This window comes from Rheinheimera metallidurans (assembly GCF_036983985.1).
GTDB lineage: Bacteria > Pseudomonadota > Gammaproteobacteria > Enterobacterales > Alteromonadaceae > Alishewanella > Alishewanella metallidurans.
In genome coordinates this window covers 1-19981 of sequence record NZ_JALAHQ010000007.1, presented here as the reverse complement: position 1 = coordinate 19981, position 19981 = coordinate 1, and the positions used below count along the sequence as shown (strand labels likewise).

The window sequence follows — 19981 nt, the reverse complement described above, 5'->3', positions numbered from 1 at the left end:
TTGTGCTAATTACACCACAAACCTAATATAAGCTAATGAACACACGGCAATAGCAATCCATAATAGTATGGCTAATATCATCGGTTTAGCGCCAGCAGCGCGCATTTTTTGAATGGTAATGCCGGCACCGATAAAAAATAAGCACAGCACTAATGTGCGCTTAGATAGTGCAAATACCACATCATAGAATTCACTAAACTGCGGTAAAAAATAACTGATTAATATTGCAGCAATGTAAGCCAAAATAAAACCGGGAATGCGAATAGATTTACTATTGCCACCAAACGCGATGGATGACACTAACGCAACAGGCACTATCCATAATGCACGTGCCAGCTTAGTGGTCGTGGCTACTTCTAGCGCTTCATCACCGTAAGTTGACGCAGCACCAACTACTGACGATGTATCGTGAATCGCAATTGCGCTCCACAAACCAAAATCATATTGCGACAACTCTAAAAAGTGGCCTATAACTGGAAACACAAATAACGCGATAGAGTTAAGGGTAAATACACAAGCTAAAGCTATTGCCATTTGCTCTGCATTAGCTTTAATTGCCGGTGATACTGCGGCAATAGCGCTACCGCCACATATCGCTGTACCTGCACCAATTAAATAACCCGTTTTTTGATCTAGCTTTAGGAATTTAGTCAGTATTACGCCTAGCACTAGGGTAAATACTATTGAACCTACTATTAACGGTAAGCTTTGCTTACTAATTTCAATAGCTTGTTGTAAATGAATACCAAAGCCTAAACCAACAATAGAAATAGATAATAACATGCGGGTCATTGCTGCTAAATCTATCGATTTGGGCAACAAACTAAATGCAGCTAATAAAAAGCCTAAAATTAATGCGATAGGGGAACTAACAATAGGGAATAAGCACAGTATGGCTAAAGTACAGAACAGCCAGAAGCGACCATCTTTAATTGCAGGGTGAGTAAGCATGGTAAGTTGTCGGCGTTATAATTAAACGGTATATATTATAACTTATATCATGGTGAAACCCATTGCTATCTAACAGCAACGAATTGACGTTGAATGCAAACAAAATAGTTGTGAATAAGCAAATGCTGTTTAGCGTAAAAGGGTAGGAAATGCCCCAAGCTTAGCAGCTTGGGGCAAGTGTAGTTTAAAACGTAAAAGCTAAACTAAGTGCAGCACCAGCATCATTTTTATCAGCGTACACTGCCGCTAAGTCAATATGTAGCGTATCAAACGGAGACAAACCTAAACCTGCCGTCAGCTGGTTTTGCTGATAATTTTTTAGATCATTGCGATAACCTAAACGCAGTTGTGCCCAGTTTAACGCATTAAATTCTACGCCCGCGGCTAACCACTGCACTTCATCTTGTAAACCAAAACCAGTGTGGCTATTTAACTCAGCGTCAATGTTGGCGCTAAACCAGCTGTTATGGTAATTAGCTGCAACAGTATATTGTGGTTTCATATCGTAAGTATATTCGATACCTTTAACCTGAATGGTTGGTACTTTTTTGCTTAACAGGTTTTTGGCGCTAACACCTAATACCACGCCATTTTCCCAAGCAGCGGTAACACCAAGATCAATGTTCGTTTGGGTTTTCTTGTTGCGATATTGGTCGGCATCAAAATCGTCTTCGTCAAAATCAGCCACACTACTATTATAAAAAAAGGTTTCGATTTGCTGAAACTTAGGGCTAGCACCCACACTTAACTTAACACTATCAAGTGTAAAGGCATGCGCTATAGTAATACCTGCTTCTACTACACCAACAGCAATAACACTGCCTGATGAGAGTAAATCAGTATTGTTATTATTTAATCGGTCAATATCGCTGGCATCTATAGTAGTAAGCACGTTGGCATCAAGGTGGCCACGAGCAAATATCGCCACAGGTAAGGTGTTATTAGGGATAGCTGCTGCCATAGCAAGGGTAACTTTCATGTTAGCGCTATTGTTATCTAGTGCCGTTAACGCCTGTTTGGCTAATGCTGAGTTAGCTGCAGTAGGGTTAATGTCTAATCTATCAAGTGCATCTTGTAAGTTATCAATACCATCAATTAACTCATCATTATCAGCAACGCTCGCACTTATGGCCGGTAGCACTAAGGTAAAATCATCACTGTCGTTAAAGTGAGTAAGTAGGGCTGGGTTATAAAAGCTAGCCTGATGGTAACTCGCACCTGCAACGCCAGTGCCGCCCATAGCGATAGCACGGGCATCGGTTTGCTGGGCCAGAGCGCTGCCTGACGCACATAATAATGCAATACTTAAATAAGAAAGACGATATGACATATAAACTCCTACTGCTTAAAGAAGTTGTAACTTGATGTGTTAGTGATTAAAAAATTGCTGCGAAGTGGAAAACTGAATGACAAGACAATACAGAAATGGGCGTAGACATAATAAAACCCAGTGCTACTGGCTCATTGCATGCTGGTATTATGAACGCTGACTTAACATTTAACAATTGTAATTGTAGCTACTCTTGCGATTGCGCAATTTTTCACGAATTACGGGTACAAAAAAGCCGCTTTACACTAAGTATAAAACGGCTTTCTTCTTAAATTTAATGGTCGGTACGAGAGGATTCGAACCTCCGACCCCTTCACCCCCAGCGAAGTGCGCTACCAAGCTGCGCTACGCACCGACGTAGGGCGTATAATAAAGATTCCCAGCTAGAAAGCAATGCTGGATTAACTGACTGCGTTAATTTTCAGCAGTTATAAATACTAATAGTTATAACCATCTAGAATGTGGCTCGAGTAATATTGCGGTGGTTTATTTGTGCAGCACCTCTAGCACACTAGATTTATTGTCTTGGCGGCTATAGCGGCAATGTGCGCTTAAATGCGTCTGACACTGGTGAATTTTCATTAACTCAGTAAAATAGGCAACCTGTATTTTTACTAATGTAGTGATATTAGTGTCAGAACAAGATATTTATGCCGATATACGGCCATATAACGATGATGAAGTTGCGCCGGCAATAGCACGGCTTATTGCCGATGATGAGTTTATTCAGGCTATTTTACATTACCGTTTTCCCCATATGTCTGGACCTTTTGGCTGGTTGTTGTCGCCATTAATTAAATTTCGTTTAAAGCGGCGCTTAGCTAAGTTAAATACGGTATTAGCTGTGCAGCAGCAGGTTGCTGGCTTTATGGATCAAATGATTGCTAGCACCACTAATAACGTTACAGTATCGGGTATTGAGTATTTAACGCCGGGTAAAGCGTATCTTTTTATATCAAACCATCGTGATATTGCGATGGACCCTGCTTTAGTTAACTGGTGTTTGCACCAGCATGGCTTCGACACCGTGCGTATTGCTATTGGTGATAACTTATTGCGCAAAGCGTGTTCTTCAGAGTTAATGAAACTGAATAAGAGTTTTATTGTAAAACGTGGTGCCAAAGGCCCGCGCGAAATGTTAAAAAACTTTACGCAGTTATCTGGCTACATTAAACATTCATTAGAGCAGCAGCAGTCTATTTGGATTGCGCAAAAAGAAGGGCGTGCCAAAGACGGTAATGATGTAACGGATCCGGCTATTTTGAAAATGTTTTATATGGAAGGCAAAAAGCGCGGTGAAGATTTTTCTAGTTATATGCAAAGCTTAAATATTGTGCCGGTGTGTTTGTCTTACGAGTACGATCCTTGCGATGTGAGTAAAATAAATGAGTTGTGGCAAAAACAAACTCAAGGTAGCTATCAAAAGGGCGAGTTTGAGGATATCGATAGCATAATTAAAGGTATAGTTGGCTATAAAGGCCGAGTAAATGTTGCCTTTACCAAACCATTACAGCATATACCGGCAGAGCCTGATCTGCTCGCGCAGTTAATTGATCAGCAAATTTGGCAGCAATACCGTTTGTTTCCAATTAATTATTTAGCTGCAGGTCAGCAGCACAACAGCATAGATGAAAAAGTGATAGAGCAGTGGCAACAACGTATGCAAAGTGTGCCTAAAGACGCAATTGCCTTGCTTAGTAAGCTGTATGCTGCGCCGCTGGTTAAGCAGCAACAGCTTAAGCAAAATAAGCCGTGAGCTATTTAATAGCGGTAACGCTATTGTGGGCGTTTTCTTTTAGCTTAATTGGTGTGTATTTAGCTGGGCAAGTAGATGCATATTTTGCCGTGTTGCTGCGGGTGTTATTAGCCTTTCTCGTGCTTTTACCCTTTATTAGACCGCAGCCAATGGCTTTGGTATTAAAATTAATGGCGTTGGGTGCGGTACAGTTAGGCTTAATGTACTTGTTTTATTATCAGTCATTTTTATTATTAACTGTCCCCGAAGTATTAATTTTCACTATTTTTACCCCGGTTTATATCACGCTACTGTACGACATCGCGCAGCGTCGGTTTCAATATCGTTTTTTACTGGCGGCGGGTTTAGCCGTTGTTGCTGCAGCAATAATGAGATACCAACACTTAAGCCAAGATTATTGGTTAGGCTTTGCCGTAGTGCAGGGGGCAAACCTGTGTTTTGCGATAGGCCAAGTTGGCTATAAGTTACTGTTAGCCAAATACCCGCCGCAACTGGCGCAGCATAACGTCTTTGCTTGGTTTTATCTTGGTGCGTTAGTGGTAGTGTTACCGGTATGGTATCTGTTGGGTAGCGCGCAGTATCCGCAAACAAACGTACAATGGCTGGTATTATTGTGGCTAGGGTTAGTAGCGTCGGGTGGTGGTTATTTTTGGTGGAATAAAGGTGCCACGTTGGTGAGTAGTGGTGTATTAGCTGTGATGAATAATATGCTGATACCAGCAGGCTTACTGGTAAATATTCTGATTTGGAATCGAAGTGAAAACATCCTAGCCCTAGCGATAGGCTCGGTGTTGTTAGTGTTATCTTGCAAGCTGTGTCAGTTAGAGCGCAGCACAATTATATCTGGAGATGCTGGTGGCAAGACAAGTTAGTTATACCTATAAGAAGCAACGTAAGGTTATTAATTTTAGCTATGACAAGCATCGTGATCTATACGAAGCGGTTGCAGCTGCAGAAGGAATAGACTTAACGAGTTTTTTAGCAATGGAACAACAAGTTACCATGACAGCTAAGCGGGGCGCGGCGGTGAAAAACTATCGTCAACAAGAGTTTGCGCGAATGGGCTTTGCTGATATCGTCTTTGTACGGGAAGAAAAATAATACCTTATTAACCATTGCCAGCAAACAGCAGGCAATAAAAAAGGACACCTAGGTGTCCTTTTTTTAGCAAGTGCTTAAATTACAGAACTGTAACGTTAGCAGCTTGTGGGCCTTTTTGGCCTTGTTCAATTTCGAAAGCTACGCGTTGGCCTTCGTTTAAGGTTTTATAACCTTCAGTTTGGATTGCACGGAAGTGAACGAATGCGTCAGCGCCGCCGTTATCTTGAGTAATGAATCCGAAACCTTTATCAGCGTTAAACCACTTAACTACACCAGTTACTTTAGCCATGTTTGACTCCTAAAAATTTTTAATAAAACTAATTGACGCTTAATTGCGCTTTTAGCCTGACTGTTACCTTACTTATGCGGCCAAACGTGCGTGAATCTTCAGGACATGACTTACAATGAAGCTGTGTAGCGAAGTTTTCATAAACATTTTGTTACATAGGTCTGCTTTACAGGCCGGTGAGTACTATAACAGGTCTAAACGGAATGTATATAGCAAAATGCAAATAAACCTTTGTCAGGCAATAAAAAATTAAAATAATAAAAAAGGCCGGTATACCGGCCTTAATTTTAAATCGTTTAATTATTGAGCACTAAGCATTTAATGCTGTTTTTGGCTCAACGAAAGCAAAACCTAACGCATCAGCCACACTTTGATTTGTTACCTTGCCGTGTATTACGTTTAAGCCGTTCATTAAGTGGCTGTCTTCTAATAATGCCTGCTTGTAACCTTTATTCGCTATACGCACGATAAACGGTAAGGTGGCGTTGTTCAAAGCAAAGGTAGAGGTGCGAGGCACTGCGCCTGGCATGTTAGCAACACAGTAGTGCACTACGCCATCGACAATATATGTTGGGTCAGCGTGGGTAGTGGCTTTTGACGTGGCAATACAGCCACCTTGGTCAATAGCTACGTCAACAACGGCTGAACCTGGCTTCATACGCTTAATATGATCAGCGGTAACTAATTTAGGTGCTGCTGCACCTGGCACTAACACGCCGCCAATAACTAAGTCTGCTGCCAGTACTTCTTGCTCAAGCGCATCAACGGTTGAGTAAATGGCTTTAACTGCACCGTTAAACTGCGCATTAATACGGCGCAGTACGTCAACGCTACGGTCAATAACGGTAACATCGGCACCTAAACCCAACGCCATTTGTGCTGCGTTAGTACCCACCATGCCGCCGCCAATAACGACAACTTTGGCAGGTTTAACGCCAGGCACGCCGCCTAACAACATGCCGCAACCACCAGATGATTTTTCTAAAGCACGAGCACCGGCTTGAATTGACATACGGCCAGCAACTTCAGACATCGGTGCTAATAATGGTAAGCCACCTTTATTATCGGTTACGGTTTCATAAGCAATACAAATTGCTTTAGACTTAATTAAATCTTCTGTTTGCGCTAAATCGGGTGCTAGGTGTAAATAGGTAAATAAAATTTGGCCTTCGCGGATCATCGCGCGCTCGTTGGCTAAAGGCTCTTTTACTTTTACAATCATCTCAGCTTTAGCAAATACTTCTGCCGCTGTAGCTAATACAGTTGCACCAGCAGCGGAGTAATCTTCGTCAGTAAAACCAATACCCATACCGGCGTTAGTTTCTACTAGTACGCTGTGTTTATGGTTTACTAGTTCACGTACGCTTGCTGGTGTCATACCAACGCGGTACTCGTGATTTTTAATTTCTTTTGGTACGCCAATGATCATAGTTTTATGCCCTTATTTGCGGTAAAAGTTGGCTGATGTAAAATATGTGCGCAGTATACTGATAATTTTATAGAATTAATGCTTGTTTTACTACTCTGAGCCAGTGCAAAATTCTGTTTTAATTTGAAATGCAATTTTTTTGGCTGATATGTACTCTTTAAATAAAAGTATCAAGAAGTTAGATAGAATAGATAGAAAAATTCTTGCGGAATTACAGCGTGATGGCCGCTTAGCCAACGTAGAATTAGCAAGAAGGGTAGGGCTTAGCCCTACACCGTGTCTTGAACGGGTGCGCAAACTTGAAGCCGAAGGTGTTATTTTAGGCTACACCGCTCAGGTTGACCCACATAAAGTGGGGGCAGCGTTGTTGGTGTTTGTCGAAATAACGCTAAGTAAAACCTCGCCTGAAGATTTTGATGAGTTTAGTAAAGCCGTACAAAAGCTTGAAGAAATTCAAGAATGCCACTTGGTATCGGGTAGTTTTGATTTTTTATTAAAAACTCGAGTAGCTAATATGGCCGCTTATCGCGAATTATTAGGCGAAACCTTACTTAGATTACCCAGTGTGCGCGAAAGCAGAACTTACGTGGTAATGGAAGAAGTTAAGCAGAGCACTTTTATCGCAGTTAGCAGCTAATAACTGGTTCAGGTCTGCTTCACTGATGCACTTTTATAGTGTCTCTGTTATCTTAGCGGGCAGTACTAAACCCTGGTGCGCGTAATTATAAAACGATGATAAATAGGTAGGGGCATTCATTTGCAAAACAGAGTTTATTTTCCATTAAATGGTGTGCAGCGATTGCTGGAAGTCGGATTAATTGTATTTACTGGCTTAGCGCTCTTTATGTTGCTGGCACTATTATCTTTTGACCCTGCAGATCCGAGTTGGTCACAAACAGGTTATCAAACCAGTGTGCATAATTATGCCGGGCCAATAGGGGCTTGGTTAGCCGATTTATTGTTATTTAGTTTTGGCTGGATAGCTTACTTGATTCCATTTTTAGTGGCGTTCAGTGGTTATTTGTTATTTAAACGCTTTCATCATTTAATGAGTTTAGACTACTTAATTTTAGGCTTACGCGTTATAGGCTTAGTGTTAACGTTGTTAACAGCAACAGCAATTAGCAGTATGAATTTCAACGATGTTTTTTACTTTTCTTCAGGTGGTGTTATCGGTGATGTGGTCAGTAATAACTTACTGCCCTATTTTAATTTTATTGGTACTAGTTTATTACTACTTTGCGGTTTTACCACAGGGTTGACTTTAATGACTGGCATATCTTGGTTAACGGTGGCTGATGCACTAGGGGCTATGTGTTTTAACGGTATACAGTTTTTACGATCAGTACCTCAGCGGTTTCGTGATAACAGCAAAGACGACTACGACCCGTTTTCAGCAGAAATTGACGATATCGAATTTGAAGAACCGGTAGTTGCTGTGCCGAAAAAGCCGATTAAAACACCGCAATTGGCAAAACCCGCTGTTGAGCCATTACCAATTAGACCGCTGAACGAAAAAACAGAAGCTAAAGCATTTTATAGTGTCGATACCTTAGCAGATGAGCACTTATCGTTTAGTGCTATCGACGAGCCCGAGTCGATGGGTTGGGCTGATACGTTACAACAAATAGATTTACCGCAAGAAACCCAGTTTGATTCCGTTTCTATCGCCTCAATTGAAGACGAAGATGATGTGGAAGAAGTACAACATCAGCTAGAAGAGTTACCTTCGCTGGCATTGTTAGATAGGCCAGATAAAGCCATAAACCCAATAGACCCCGCCGACTTAGAGCGTGTATCACGACTGGTTGAAGCCAAGCTGCTTGATTTTAACGTAGAAGCTAAGGTAGTTGGCGTGCATCCAGGCCCGGTGGTAACTCGGTTTGAAATTGATTTGGCACCTGGTGTTAAAGTGAGCAAAATTACTGGCTTGTCGAAAGATTTGGCCCGTTCGTTGTCGGCAATTAGTGTGCGGGTGGTTGAAGTTATTCCGGGTAAATCCTTTATTGGCATTGAGCTACCAAACCAGCATCGTGAAATTGTCCGATTATCCGAGGTTATTGGCGATGAAGTTTTTGAAAACTCTAAATCATCGTTAACTATGGTGCTAGGTAAAGATATTGCCGGTATTTCAGTGGTTGCCGACTTAGCCAAAATGCCGCATTTATTGGTAGCGGGCACCACCGGCTCGGGTAAATCGGTTGGTGTTAACGTAATGATTTGTAGCTTGTTATATAAATCTACTCCCGATGATGTACGGTTTTTAATGATTGACCCCAAAATGCTTGAGCTCTCTATCTATGAAGGTATACCGCACTTACTTACGGAAGTGGTTACCGATATGAAAGATGCGGCAAATGGCTTGCGTTGGTGTGTTGGCGAAATGGAACGGCGCTATAAGTTGATGTCAGCTTTAGGTGTGCGTAACTTAAAAGGCTATAACGCTAAAGTTAAAGACGCGATAGCAGATGGTACGCCGTTAAAAGATCCATTGTGGCGTGCATCAGACGATATGCGTAGCGAAGCCCCATTGTTAGAAAAGCTGCCGTCTATCGTTGTGGTTATCGACGAATTTGCTGACATGATGATGATTGTGGGTAAAAAAGTAGAAGAGCTGATTGCCCGCATTGCGCAAAAAGCCCGTGCTGCTGGTATTCACCTTATTTTAGCCACCCAGCGGCCATCGGTTGATGTTATTACCGGTTTAATTAAAGCCAATATTCCAACGCGAATTGCGTTTCAAGTGTCATCAAAAATTGACTCACGCACTATTCTTGATCAGCAAGGTGCAGAAAGCCTGTTAGGTATGGGCGACATGTTGTACTTGCCGCCGGGTTCTGGTGTGCCTACGCGTGTGCATGGTGCCTTTGTTGATGACCATGAAGTACACGCAGTGGTAGCTGACTGGAAAAAACGTGGCCGACCAAATTATATTCCCGAAATTTTAAGTGGCGAAACCACAGAAGAGAACTTACTACCGGGCGAAACACTCGAAGGTGACGATGCGGAAGCTGATCCGCTTTATGATCAAGCTGTCGCTTTTGTTATAGAAACACGCCGTGCGTCGGTATCAGGTGTGCAGCGTAAGTTCCGTATTGGCTATAACCGTGCCGCGCGTTTAGTCGAACAAATGGAATTCAGTGGCATTGTTACCGGCCCTGGCCACAATGGTAACCGTGAAGTTATGGCGCCGTCGCCATCAAAAGGATATTAAATGCTACGTAGTATATTTGCTGTTGTGTTGTTATCAGGTTCAATCATGACGTCGGTTTCTGTTATGGCACAAACCACCGAACAGGTATTGCAGCGCAAACTAGCAACCATTAAAACCTTCTCGGCTAGCTTTGAACAGCAGGTGTTTGATGCGCAAAAGCAGCTGTTGCAGCAAGGTAAGGGTCAGTTGATGATTAAGCAGCCGGCCATGTTTCGCTTTGAAACGACCGAACCAGAGCCAAATTTATTTATTGGTGATGGTACAACGCTGTGGTTTTATAACGAGCCGCTAGAACAACTGACTATTTTTGATGCCGAGAATGAAGTAAATCGTACACCTTTCGTGTTGTTAACATCAACTAAACCCGAGTTATGGCAACAGTATGAGGTAACGCAGCAAGGCGAGTTATTTATTATCCGCTCTAAAGATGTGGATAGTGCAGTAAAACAGCTAACCTTAAGTTTTTCCGGCAATGCCTTATCGAAGATGCAAGTATTGGATATGAACCAACAGCTTAGCGAATTTAACTTTACCTTGGTGCAGCTTAACGTTGCGCTAGATGCCAGTATGTTTAACTTTACTCCACCAGAGCATACTGATATTGATGATCAACGCCAGCGCTAACTATGGTTAATTCGTTATCGCTTGATTTTGCCGACGATTTTCGCCCTTTAGCCGCAAGAATGCGGCCGCGAACCTTAGATGAATATGCTGGTCAGCAACATTTAATTGGCGAGGGCACGGCGCTTAGAAAAGCTATCGAAGCAGGGCGAGTATTTTCGCTTATTTTATGGGGGCCGCCAGGTACTGGCAAAACCACACTGGCTGAGCTGATTGCTAAACAGGCTGATGCTGCATTAACAAATATGTCAGCGGTAACCTCGGGTATTAAAGAAATACGCGAGGCTATTACTCAGGCAAAACAGCGCCAGCAACAATATCAGCAGCGCACACTACTATTTGTTGATGAAGTGCATCGTTTTAATAAAAGCCAACAAGACGCCTTTTTACCCTTTATTGAAGATGGCACCATTATTTTTATTGGTGCGACGACAGAGAATCCGTCTTTTGCCCTTAATAATGCCATTTTGTCGCGCGCCCGTGTTTGCGTGCTTAAAGCGTTAACAGAAGCCGATCTACAACAGGTATTACAGCAAGCACTTACTGATACAGAGCGAGGTTTAGGTAATGAGACTATTCACGTTACTGCCGACGCGCAGCATTTGTTATTTCAGCTAGCTGATGGTGATGCCCGAAAAATGCTTAATTTGCTTGAGCAAGCCGCTGAAATGACTGAGCTAGAGGGCACGAGTAAAACCATTAGTTATGCAACGCTAAAGCACTTGGTGCCCAAGCAACTACCGGGGTTTGATAATCAGGGCGATATGTTTTACGACTTGATTTCAGCGTTTCATAAATCGGTGCGCGGCTCTGATCCCGATGCGGCTTTGTATTGGTATTGTCGAATTTTAGCCGGTGGTGGTGATCCGTTATATGTCGCCCGACGCTTATTAGCCATTGCTAGCGAAGATATTGGCAATGCCGACCCAAGAGCCTTAACCTTGGCGCTAAATGCGTGGGATACCTTTGAGCGAGTAGGGCCAGCTGAAGGTGAGCGTGCTATAGCGCAAGCGGCAGTTTATCTTGCACTAGCGCCCAAAAGTAACGCTGTGTATATGGCGTTTAACCAGATGAAACAGCTGGTTGCTGAACAACCCGCATTTGAGGTACCTTTGCATTTACGCAATGCCCCCACGCAATTAATGAAACAATTAGGTATGGGTGAAGGCTACCGTTACGCGCATAATGAACCCGGAGGCTATGCTGCTGGAGAGTGTTACCTTCCGCCAGAAATAGGCGGGCAGCAGTTTTATCAGCCGGTAGAGCGTGGCATGGAAAAACAACTGGCCGAAAAGTTACGCTATTTAAAACAGTTAGATCAAGACAGCACCACTAATAGGAAGAAATAATGCCAACCTATTTAGCTATCGCAATGGGCGGTGCGCTAGGCGCTTGTTTACGACACTTTTGTAACGAATTAACGCTGAATATTCTAGGTAGAGCATTCCCTTTTGGCACATTGCTGGTTAATATTCTGGGCTCTTTTACGCTAGGGCTGTTGTATGCACTCATCCTTAGTGAAACACTGTCAGCATCGCCATGGCGTGCCTTGCTGACGATAGGTTTTATTGGTGCATTTACTACTTTTTCAACTTTTTCGCTGGATACTGTTTTGCTGTTACAGCAAGGCGACTGGCTAAAAGCAATCGCCAACGTATTGTTAAATGTGTTGTTATGTATAACGCTTGCCTGGTTCGGGCTTAAACTTGGTTCAATGAAATAAATACTATGTTAGATCCTAAATTTTTACGTAATGAATTACCAGAAACTGCAGCCCGTTTAGCACAGCGCGGCTTTGTATTAGATGTTGCGCGCTTAACTGAATTAGAAGAGCAGCGTCGCCAGCTACAGGTAGAAACCCAAGAGCTGCAAAATTTACGCAATACTAAATCAAAAGTGATTGGCCAGGCAAAAGGGCGCGGCGAAGATATTACGCCGCTATTAGCTGAAGTTGATGGCTTAGGCGCACAACTTGATGCAGCCAAGCTAAAGTTAGATGCAGTATTAGCCGATGTAGAGCACATTGCGCTGTCAGTACCTAATTTACCGGATGCGGCTGTTCCTGTAGGCAAAGATGAAACTGAAAACCTAGAAGTACGTCGTTTTGGTACTGCGCGTCAGTTTGATTTTGACATTAAAGACCACGTTGCATTAGGTGAAGCGTTAGATAACGGTATCGACTTTGAAAGTGCGGTTAAAATTGCCGGTTCACGTTTTGTGGTAATGCGTGGCCAAATAGCCAAGCTACACCGCGCATTAACTCAGTTTATGCTCGATTTACACACCAATGAACATGGTTACACCGAGCTGTATGTGCCTTATTTAGTTAACCATGCCAGCCTATATGGCACCGGCCAGCTACCTAAGTTTGGCGCCGATTTATTTCATACCAAACCTGCGACAGAAGAAGGCCAGGGTATGGCGCTTATTCCTACCGCTGAAGTGCCAGTAACAAACTTAGCGCGAGACACTATTTTTGACGCTAGCCAGTTGCCGGTAAAATATACTGCCCACACACCGTGTTTTAGAAGTGAAGCGGGCTCTTACGGTCGCGATACTCGTGGTTTAATTCGTCAGCATCAGTTTGATAAAGTAGAGCTAGTGCAGATGGTGCATCCAGAGCAGTCAATGCAAGCGCTTGAAGAGCTAACTGGCCACGCAGAGAAAGTATTACAACTCTTAGGCTTACCGTATCGCGTAATGTTGCTGTGTACTGGCGATATGGGCTTTGGCTCAAGCAAAACCTATGATTTAGAAGTATGGCTACCGGCACAAAACACCTATCGTGAAATTTCGTCTTGCAGCAATATGGGTGATTTTCAGGCGCGTCGGATGCAAGCACGTTATAAAAGTAATGATATGAAAAAGCCCGAGCTTATTCATACACTAAATGGTTCTGCGTTGGCTGTTGGCCGTACGTTAGTGGCGGTTTTAGAAAATTATCAGCAAGCAGATGGCAGCATAGAAGTACCACAAGTATTACGTAGTTATATGGGTGGCGTAGAAAAAATAGGATAAGCCCAATTACAGGCAGGCTTTGGTGTTTAATGGGCACCAAGCTACGCCTAGCAAGGACAAGCACAGATGGCAAAACGTGGTAAAACAGCTAAACAAAAAAACAAAGCGTTAATGCGGGGGATCTACTTAGCCATAATTATTGGCATTGTTGCCGTGTTTGCTATTGTTACACTTGAATCAATAATCAGTATTCTTAAAGACGCCTTTGCCGGCTCATAAGCATTTAGCGGGTTTAGGCAAACCGGCAATGCGCGTCGCTTGTTTGGCCGGCCCTTGTGGAAACAGCATAAACAAATATTTACTATTACCTTTATCTGCGCCTAATTGCTGCGCCATCGCTTTCACTAAAATGCGCATTGCCGGCGAGGTATTAAACTCTAAATAAAACGCGCGGACAAAATGTACCACTTCCCAATGTGCCGGCGTTAACTGAATATTTTCCTGCTCCGCAAAAGCCAGTGCCACAGGTTCATTCCATACCGATAGATCGGCCAGATAACCATGCTTATCAAGCGCGAATAGGCTACCGTTAACTTTTAATTCTGCCATAGCAAATTTTGCTCTGCGCTGGCACATAAATCTACCCAGCGTTCATTATCTATTATTGTAAAAGGTGTTGTTGGTTTAAGTTGCCGTACGTTTATATCGTGCTCTAAGACAAATAGCTGGTTGGTTGGCCAAGTAATATCGTTACGTAAGCACAAATATACCGCATCTTGTCGCAGTAAAATGGCATCGCTGGCCTGACAAACCCGGTTAAGTTCAGGCGTTAGGGTGGGGGAAATTAAACTGATCAGTTTCATTTAACTACTTATAATTTGATGCTGTGAACTAAGCACGTGTTGTATTTCATCTTTATTTAGCGCAGTTACCGAAATACTAAGCTGGCTTAGGCTAATACCGCGTTCGCTTAATGATTGCTGACACACATACACCTGCTCAATGTCATATAAATTAAATAACTTAAAACTACGTGGGTATATTTTTAGCTTAAAGTCGGCGTGCTCTACTATGGGTAATAGTTGAAATACCGCATCGGCACAAAACAATAGGCTAACACTGTACTCAACTGCCGCCAGTGCTAGAGCCATGTCTAGCGCCTCACGCCCGTTGCTAGAGCTAAAAGGGCTATGGCGCTGAAGTACTAAAATATTACGCATTAGAACTGTACCAACTTATCAATATTGGCTTGGCGCATAGCAAACTCGGCTAAACCCGCTGCAATATAACCGTTGCGGGCTGGCAGCGACGGGCCAACTACGCCGCGTTTTTCAGCTGCGGTAATACAAAATAATAACGGGATACTGTGTCTCTGGCAAAATAGCGCTAATTCGCTACTTAAGTCGGGTTCGTCAGTGGGTAAATCAATATGGCTGGCAGCGCAACATACCGCATCCTGATACAGAAAAATATGTTCGATACTATGTTGGTTAGCTATAGCCGTTTGCGCAAATAGCAGCGCACTGGCTAAGCTCTGGTTGGCAAAACCATTGGACGTAAGTAATAAACCAAAGCGAGTCATAGTAGCCCTTAAATAAAAATGCCCCGACAGGCGGGGCATTTTAACTAATTAGTTTAAACAGGCATAGTGTTGCGGCGCAGCTTTAGTTTAATCATCACCACCAAATACGCCTAATAAACGCAGTAAGCTGACAAAAATGTTGAACACATTTAAGTATAAGCTTACCGTAGCGCGAATATAGTTGGTTTCGCCGCCAGAGATAATGCGGCTAGTGTCGAATAAAATAAAGCCTGACATTAGTAAGATAATGCCAGCACTAATGGCTAAGCTTAACGCTGGAATTGCAAAGAAAATATTCGCTATGGCGGCAACTAACATCACAATTAAGCCAACCATTAAAAAACCACCCATAAAAGAGAAGTCTTTACGTGTAGTTAGCGCATAAGCTGACAGGCTAAAGAAGATTAACGCAGTACCACCTAGCGCTTGCATAATTAATGTTGGACCGTTCGCCATACCTGCATAATAGTTAAGCATTGGGCCAATTGACGCGCCCATTGCACCGGTAAAAGCAAACACCCAAAAAATCCCACTGGCTGAATCGGCTTTTTTATTAACAACAAACAGCATAATAAAAGCAGCAACAAAAAAAACTAGCGACATCGTTTGTGACATATTCATCGCCATTGCGATGCCTGCGGTAACTGTGCTTAGTACCAAAGTGATAGCCAGTAAAAAGTAGGTGTTACGCAATACTTTATTAATTTCAATACTGCGTCCGGCAGTACCTAACGTAGAGGTTTCTCTGTATGACATAAAATTTTCTCCTAATACAAAGTTTTAGTGACGCATTTGACCGATATTATACGCAGTTAGTTTCATCCAGACCAGCTCTTAACAGTACAATTTAAGATTAAGCATATTTATTTTTACTTAGTACTTTCTTTTAATTGATGAACTGACTATTATACGCGGCGTCGGAGGGGTGGCAGAGTGGTTGAATGCACCGGTCTTGAAAACCGGCGTGGGTTAGTAGCCCATCGAGAGTTCGAATCTCTCCTCCTCCGCCATTAAAGCCACTTTTTTAAGTGGTTTTTTTGTATCCAAAATAAAGCCTATTATTTAGTTAACAGACACATCTGTTAGTTTCATTGTCTAAATAATGGCTTAGTTGTTGATTAACTAAGCAAACAGGCAAAAAACATAAAAAAGCACTTTACAAAGTTGCAGACAGTTTTTAATATGCGCCCTGTAACGCGGAGGGGTGGCAGAGTGGTTGAATGCACCGGTCTTGAAAACCGGCGTGGGTTAGTAGCCCATCGAGAGTTCGAATCTCTCCTCCTCCGCCACTTACACTCTCATTTCATCTGCTTAAATCTACAAAATATTAACCTCATAATAAAATTCAGTTGTTTAATAATATTTGTCTTTCTGGCACACTAAGCTCTAACCGGTAATAAAAATAGCGTATCGGCGTATTAGCTGCGGGTTTTATGCTCAGTGATGCTAAATAAATAATTATAATATCCAGTGAAGCGGAGAGACGAAATTGATTAACATTTTGTTAGTTGATGATCACGAGCTTGTACGTACTGGGATCAGTCGCATACTAATGGATGAGCGCGGTATCAAGGTGATAGGCGAAGCTGGCTCTGGTGAAGAAGCTTTACAATTTTGTCGTCAACACGAACCCGATGTCGTGTTGATGGATATGAATATGCCCGGTATGGGCGGTATGACAGCAACAAAACGTATTTTACAGTATTGTCCAGATATAAAAATATTGGCCTTGTCAGTGTCTTGCGAAGAACCTGTACCAACAAAGGTAATGCAGCTCGGTGCGGCCGGCTTTATTTCTAAAAACTCACCACCGCGTGAAATGGTGTCTGCGATCCGTAAAGTATATAGCGGTGTGCGGCATATATCGGATGAAGTTGCGCAAAAAATGGCCTTGAGTAAGGTTAATAATCAAAGTCAAAATCCATTTGATGATTTATCTGATCGTGAATTGCAAATTATGATGATGATTACGCAAGGACAAAAAGTCACTGATATTGCTGAACAGCTCAGCGTTAGTGCCAAAACTGTTAACTCGTATCGTTATCGTATGTTTGAGAAGCTGGCTATTAGTGGTGATGTGGAACTAACCCACTTGGCGCTGCGCCACGGTATGATAGATATCGCTAAAGCCTAATGTTTGATGCAAAAAGTTTTTTAAAATCGGTACCACGTCAGCCAGGTGTTTATCGCATGATAAACACCGCCGATCAGGTTATTTATGTCGGTAAAGCTAAAGATCTTCGTGCTAGGTTAAGCAGTTACTTTCGCGCTAATGTCGACAGCATAAAAACCCGCTCGTTAGTAAACCAGATAGCTCAGGTAGAATACACATTAACCAATAGTGAAACTGAAGCGTTAATTCTAGAAAATAACCTGATTAAGCAGTTCTTACCACGCTATAACGTATTATTGCGTGATGATAAGTCGTACCCGTATATTTTAATTAGTGCGCATAAACATCCAAGAATTAGCTCACATCGCGGGCCGCGTAAAATAGACGGTCAGTATTTTGGCCCTTATCCTAATGCGGGTGCGGTGTGGCAAAGTTTAAAAACCCTACAAAAAATATTTCCTATTCGCCAATGCGAAGACGGTTTTTATCGTGCGAGAACTCGGCCCTGTTTGCAGTATCAATTAAAGTTATGCTCGGCGCCTTGCGTTGGTAAAATTTCCGATGAGGAATATCAGCAGCAAGTTAAACTAGCCAGTTTGTTTTTGCAGGGTAAGGATCAACAAGTACTTGATGATCTGGTGCAACAGATGACAAAAGCGAGTGAGCAATTGGCGTTTGAGCAGGCGGGGCAATTGCGCGATAAAATTATCGCCTTACGGAAAATTCAAGAACAGCAAAGCGTTAGTGGTAAACACGATGAAATGGACATTATTGGCTTTGCATACTCGCACGGCGTGGCGGCTGTACATGTATTATTTGTCCGTGAGCAAAAAGTGCTAGGCAGTAAGGCCTATTTTCCTAAGGTACCGGCTGATACCGAAGAAACCGAAATTTTAAGCGCATTTTTATTGCAGTTTTATCTGGATGGCTACGGCGCGCAGCAAATGCCGCGTGAAATAGTTCTAGCCCAAGCGTTACCTGAGTTGGATGCGGTTGCCTTAGCTATTAGCGAGGTTGCTGGGCGAAAAGTGAAAATTACTTATGCCCAACGTGGTGAAAAAGCGCAATATTTGAATTTGGCGCAAAAAAATGCACAGTTATCATGCGAGAATAAAAAGTCACTGGCGCAAAAAATGGTATTAAGGTACCAGCAATTGCAACAATTATTGCAGTTAACAGAACCAATAAATCGTATGGAATGCTTTGATATTAGCCATACTATGGGCCAGGCTACAATTGCATCTTGTGTGGTGTTTGACGGGCAGGGACCATACAAAGCCGAGTATCGCCGCTACAACGTTACCGGCATTACAGGTGGAGATGATTACGCTGCGATGCAGTTTGCGCTAGATAAGCGTTACAGTAAGTTGCAAGACACGGATAAAATACCTGATATTATTTTTATTGATGGTGGCCAAGGTCAGCTTAATATTGCGATAGAACAATTTAGCCAGTGGCCGCACAGTAAAATGCCATTACTAATAGGTGTGGCTAAAGGCACAAGTAGAAAGCCTGGTCTTGAAACGTTAATTCTGGCGCAAACTGGCCGTAGTATTAACTTGCCAGAAGATGCACCAGCCTTACATCTTATTCAACAAATTCGTGATGAAGCCCATCGTTTTGCTATTACCGGACATCGTAATAAACGAGGTAAAGCGTTAATTAAAAGCCCGTTAGAGTCGGTTAAAGGCATCGGTGAAAAACGACGCCAAGCGCTGTTACAGTATCTTGGCGGTTTACAGGGCGTAATGCGTGCCTCTATTACTGAGCTGAGTTCAGTACCAGGTATATCAAAAGGGCAGGCGGAAAAGATTTACCAAGCCTGTCATAACAAGTAGCATAGCGGCATAGATGCTGTAGAGAATAAAAAGATGTGGAATATTCCCAATCTGTTAACCCTGTTTCGATTATTTCTGATCCCGGTTTTTATCCTGTGTTTTTATTCTGGCCACGAGAACGCGCGGTTTTGGGCTGCATTTGCATTTTGGTTAGCGGCCATTACCGATGCCTTAGATGGTTATTTGGCACGCAAACTTCAACAGTCAACTCCGTTTGGTGCGTTTCTCGACCCAGTAGCGGATAAAGTAATGGTATCGGTAGCCTTGGTTATTATTGCTGTAGATAGTAAATCGCTGTGGGTAACGGTACCGGCTATTATTATGATTAGCCGTGAAATTGTGATATCAGCGTTACGTGAATGGATGGCCGAAATTGGCAAGCGCGCTAATGTAGCGGTATCAAATTTAGGCAAATATAAAACCATTGCGCAAATGTTGGCATTAATTGGCCTTATTTGGCGCCCAGAGCATTGGTTAGTAAGTTGGTTTACACCGGCTGGGATGCTATTGCTTTATATTGCGACAGTATTAACTGTGTGGTCGATGTTGAGTTATTTAAAAGCAGCATGGCGCGATTTGGTGCATTAAACCTTATTTTTGCTGCTTATTAACACAACTCAGTCAAATTTTAATCAGTCAGACGCAAAACAAGAATTTATTATTGACTGGCTGAATTAAAACAGTAGAATGCGATTCGTGTTAGGGCACATGGTCATAACAACGCGAGTATAGCTCAGCTGGTAGAGCGCGACCTTGCCAAGGTCGAGGTCACGAGTTCGAACCTCGTTACTCGCTCCAA

The 19981-nt window shown here is 42.7% G+C and carries 22 protein-coding genes and 4 tRNA genes; 16 read left to right on the top strand and 10 right to left on the bottom strand.

From position 1 onward, the window contains the following. Positions 1-9 precede the first annotated feature (9 nt). The 3 genes from MN199_RS14175 to MN199_RS14165 form a co-directional block, all read right to left on the bottom strand. Positions 10-951, bottom strand: a complete 942-nt coding sequence (locus MN199_RS14175) for a YeiH family protein (protein ID WP_335739877.1) — start codon at positions 949-951, stop codon at positions 10-12. 184 nt (positions 952-1135) lie between these two features. After that, positions 1136-2281, bottom strand: coding sequence for a conjugal transfer protein TraF (locus tag MN199_RS14170; RefSeq protein WP_335739876.1), 1146 nt, complete (start codon positions 2279-2281; stop codon positions 1136-1138). 278 nt (positions 2282-2559) lie between these two features. Next, positions 2560-2636: transfer RNA gene (locus MN199_RS14165), tRNA-Pro, on the bottom strand. A gap of 276 nt (positions 2637-2912) precedes the next feature. Between MN199_RS14165 and MN199_RS14160 the strand changes: the two genes are divergently transcribed. The 3 genes from MN199_RS14160 to MN199_RS14150 are packed head-to-tail and all read left to right on the top strand — an operon-like array spanning position 2913 to position 5138. Continuing rightward, the gene (locus MN199_RS14160; RefSeq protein WP_243695579.1) at positions 2913-4037 is read left to right on the top strand and encodes a 1-acyl-sn-glycerol-3-phosphate acyltransferase; all 1125 of its coding nucleotides are present in this window, start codon (positions 2913-2915) and stop codon (positions 4035-4037) included. Next, positions 4034-4909 carry an EamA/DMT transporter family protein gene (locus tag MN199_RS14155; protein WP_335739875.1) on the top strand — a complete coding sequence of 292 codons (876 nt, stop codon included), beginning with the start codon at positions 4034-4036 and terminating at the stop codon, positions 4907-4909. The genes MN199_RS14160 and MN199_RS14155 overlap by 4 nt, the downstream gene beginning before the upstream one ends. Beyond that, entirely contained in the window at positions 4887-5138 is a 252-nt protein-coding gene (locus tag MN199_RS14150; protein ID WP_335739874.1) for a DUF2960 domain-containing protein, read from the top strand. The genes MN199_RS14155 and MN199_RS14150 overlap by 23 nt, the downstream gene beginning before the upstream one ends. A 79-nt stretch (positions 5139-5217) precedes the next feature. Here the strand turns inward: MN199_RS14150 and cspE are convergent, their stop codons facing one another. Beyond that, complete coding sequence (gene cspE, locus MN199_RS14145; RefSeq protein ID WP_027670166.1) at positions 5218-5427, bottom strand: transcription antiterminator/RNA stability regulator CspE; 210 nt, start codon at positions 5425-5427, stop codon at positions 5218-5220. 310 nt (positions 5428-5737) lie between these two features. Next, positions 5738-6856 (bottom strand): alanine dehydrogenase, encoded by a 1119-nt coding sequence (gene ald / locus MN199_RS14140; RefSeq protein ID WP_132583200.1) that lies wholly within the window; start codon positions 6854-6856, stop codon positions 5738-5740. A gap of 148 nt (positions 6857-7004) precedes the next feature. Here ald and lrp point away from each other — a divergent pair, with 148 nt between their 5' ends. From lrp to MN199_RS14105, 7 genes are all read left to right on the top strand, one after another. Beyond that, positions 7005-7493: a leucine-responsive transcriptional regulator Lrp gene (gene lrp / locus MN199_RS14135; protein WP_132583202.1), complete on the top strand. Its 489-nt coding sequence runs from the start codon at positions 7005-7007 to the stop codon at positions 7491-7493. A gap of 120 nt (positions 7494-7613) precedes the next feature. Further along, positions 7614-10070, top strand: coding sequence for a DNA translocase FtsK (locus MN199_RS14130; protein WP_335739873.1), 2457 nt, complete (start codon positions 7614-7616; stop codon positions 10068-10070). Then, positions 10071-10694: an outer membrane lipoprotein periplasmic chaperone LolA gene (lolA, locus tag MN199_RS14125; RefSeq protein ID WP_335739872.1), complete on the top strand. Its 624-nt coding sequence runs from the start codon at positions 10071-10073 to the stop codon at positions 10692-10694. It begins immediately after the preceding gene. Between the two features lie 2 nt (positions 10695-10696). Continuing rightward, the gene (locus MN199_RS14120) at positions 10697-12040 is read left to right on the top strand and encodes a replication-associated recombination protein A (RefSeq protein ID WP_335739871.1); all 1344 of its coding nucleotides are present in this window, start codon (positions 10697-10699) and stop codon (positions 12038-12040) included. Then, entirely contained in the window at positions 12040-12414 is a 375-nt protein-coding gene (crcB, locus tag MN199_RS14115) for a fluoride efflux transporter CrcB (RefSeq protein WP_335739870.1), read from the top strand. Before MN199_RS14120 ends, crcB begins: the two co-directional genes overlap by 1 nt. A gap of 5 nt (positions 12415-12419) precedes the next feature. Next, positions 12420-13709, top strand: coding sequence for a serine--tRNA ligase (gene serS, locus MN199_RS14110; RefSeq protein WP_132583210.1), 1290 nt, complete (start codon positions 12420-12422; stop codon positions 13707-13709). Between the two features lie 66 nt (positions 13710-13775). Further along, positions 13776-13928 carry a hypothetical protein gene (locus MN199_RS14105; RefSeq protein WP_335739869.1) on the top strand — a complete coding sequence of 51 codons (153 nt, stop codon included), beginning with the start codon at positions 13776-13778 and terminating at the stop codon, positions 13926-13928. Here the strand turns inward: MN199_RS14105 and MN199_RS14100 are convergent. The 5 genes from MN199_RS14100 to MN199_RS14080 all read right to left on the bottom strand — a co-directional run bounded on the left by MN199_RS14100 (position 13923) and on the right by MN199_RS14080 (position 15987). Then, positions 13923-14258, bottom strand: coding sequence for a TusE/DsrC/DsvC family sulfur relay protein (locus MN199_RS14100; RefSeq protein ID WP_335739868.1), 336 nt, complete (start codon positions 14256-14258; stop codon positions 13923-13925). The genes MN199_RS14105 and MN199_RS14100 overlap by 6 nt on opposite strands. Beyond that, on the bottom strand, positions 14246-14512 hold the full coding sequence (locus MN199_RS14095) for a DsrH/TusB family sulfur metabolism protein (RefSeq protein WP_335739867.1): 267 nt from the start codon (positions 14510-14512) through the stop codon (positions 14246-14248). The genes MN199_RS14100 and MN199_RS14095 overlap by 13 nt, the downstream gene beginning before the upstream one ends. After that, positions 14513-14869 (bottom strand): sulfurtransferase complex subunit TusC, encoded by a 357-nt coding sequence (gene tusC / locus MN199_RS14090; RefSeq protein WP_335739866.1) that lies wholly within the window; start codon positions 14867-14869, stop codon positions 14513-14515. Next, entirely contained in the window at positions 14869-15231 is a 363-nt protein-coding gene (locus MN199_RS14085; protein ID WP_132583218.1) for a DsrE family protein, read from the bottom strand. Before MN199_RS14085 ends, tusC begins: the two co-directional genes overlap by 1 nt. An 87-nt stretch (positions 15232-15318) precedes the next feature. Next, entirely contained in the window at positions 15319-15987 is a 669-nt protein-coding gene (locus MN199_RS14080; protein WP_132583220.1) for a Bax inhibitor-1/YccA family protein, read from the bottom strand. 163 nt (positions 15988-16150) lie between these two features. On the opposite strand from MN199_RS14080, the gene MN199_RS14075 reads away from it, so the two are divergent. The 6 genes from MN199_RS14075 (at position 16151) to MN199_RS14050 (ending at position 19980) form a co-directional block, all read left to right on the top strand. After that, positions 16151-16241: transfer RNA gene (locus MN199_RS14075), tRNA-Ser, on the top strand. A 188-nt stretch (positions 16242-16429) separates the two neighbouring features. Next, positions 16430-16520: transfer RNA gene (locus tag MN199_RS14070), tRNA-Ser, on the top strand. Between the two features lie 200 nt (positions 16521-16720). Then, positions 16721-17365 (top strand): UvrY/SirA/GacA family response regulator transcription factor, encoded by a 645-nt coding sequence (gene uvrY, locus MN199_RS14065; protein WP_132583222.1) that lies wholly within the window; start codon positions 16721-16723, stop codon positions 17363-17365. After that, positions 17365-19182: an excinuclease ABC subunit UvrC gene (gene uvrC / locus MN199_RS14060; RefSeq protein ID WP_335739865.1), complete on the top strand. Its 1818-nt coding sequence runs from the start codon at positions 17365-17367 to the stop codon at positions 19180-19182. Before uvrY ends, uvrC begins: the two co-directional genes overlap by 1 nt. 33 nt (positions 19183-19215) lie before the next feature. After that, positions 19216-19770 (top strand): CDP-diacylglycerol--glycerol-3-phosphate 3-phosphatidyltransferase, encoded by a 555-nt coding sequence (gene pgsA / locus MN199_RS14055; protein ID WP_132583226.1) that lies wholly within the window; start codon positions 19216-19218, stop codon positions 19768-19770. Positions 19771-19904: 134 nt separating this feature from the next. Next, positions 19905-19980: transfer RNA gene (locus MN199_RS14050), tRNA-Gly, on the top strand. Position 19981 lies beyond the last annotated feature (1 nt).

Excerpts from the sequence above, each read along its gene's own strand:
- MN199_RS14175 (WP_335739877.1), bottom strand. The coding sequence starts at position 951 with ATGCTTACTCACCCTGCAATTAAAGATGGTCGCTTCTGGCTGTTCTGT.
- MN199_RS14170 (WP_335739876.1), bottom strand. The coding sequence starts at position 2,281 with ATGTCATATCGTCTTTCTTATTTAAGTATTGCATTATTATGTGCGTCA.
- MN199_RS14150 (WP_335739874.1), top strand. The coding sequence starts at position 4,887 with ATGCTGGTGGCAAGACAAGTTAGTTATACCTATAAGAAGCAACGTAAG.
- cspE (WP_027670166.1), bottom strand. The coding sequence starts at position 5,427 with ATGGCTAAAGTAACTGGTGTAGTTAAGTGGTTTAACGCTGATAAAGGT.
- ald (WP_132583200.1), bottom strand. The coding sequence starts at position 6,856 with ATGATCATTGGCGTACCAAAAGAAATTAAAAATCACGAGTACCGCGTT.
- lrp (WP_132583202.1), top strand. The coding sequence starts at position 7,005 with ATGTACTCTTTAAATAAAAGTATCAAGAAGTTAGATAGAATAGATAGA.
- lolA (WP_335739872.1), top strand. The coding sequence starts at position 10,071 with ATGCTACGTAGTATATTTGCTGTTGTGTTGTTATCAGGTTCAATCATG.
- MN199_RS14120 (WP_335739871.1), top strand. The coding sequence starts at position 10,697 with ATGGTTAATTCGTTATCGCTTGATTTTGCCGACGATTTTCGCCCTTTA.
- crcB (WP_335739870.1), top strand. The coding sequence starts at position 12,040 with ATGCCAACCTATTTAGCTATCGCAATGGGCGGTGCGCTAGGCGCTTGT.
- serS (WP_132583210.1), top strand. The coding sequence starts at position 12,420 with ATGTTAGATCCTAAATTTTTACGTAATGAATTACCAGAAACTGCAGCC.
- MN199_RS14105 (WP_335739869.1), top strand. The coding sequence starts at position 13,776 with ATGGCAAAACGTGGTAAAACAGCTAAACAAAAAAACAAAGCGTTAATG.
- MN199_RS14100 (WP_335739868.1), bottom strand. The coding sequence starts at position 14,258 with ATGGCAGAATTAAAAGTTAACGGTAGCCTATTCGCGCTTGATAAGCAT.
- MN199_RS14095 (WP_335739867.1), bottom strand. The coding sequence starts at position 14,512 with ATGAAACTGATCAGTTTAATTTCCCCCACCCTAACGCCTGAACTTAAC.
- tusC (WP_335739866.1), bottom strand. The coding sequence starts at position 14,869 with ATGCGTAATATTTTAGTACTTCAGCGCCATAGCCCTTTTAGCTCTAGC.
- MN199_RS14085 (WP_132583218.1), bottom strand. The coding sequence starts at position 15,231 with ATGACTCGCTTTGGTTTATTACTTACGTCCAATGGTTTTGCCAACCAG.
- MN199_RS14080 (WP_132583220.1), bottom strand. The coding sequence starts at position 15,987 with ATGTCATACAGAGAAACCTCTACGTTAGGTACTGCCGGACGCAGTATT.
- uvrC (WP_335739865.1), top strand. The coding sequence starts at position 17,365 with ATGTTTGATGCAAAAAGTTTTTTAAAATCGGTACCACGTCAGCCAGGT.
- pgsA (WP_132583226.1), top strand. The coding sequence starts at position 19,216 with ATGTGGAATATTCCCAATCTGTTAACCCTGTTTCGATTATTTCTGATC.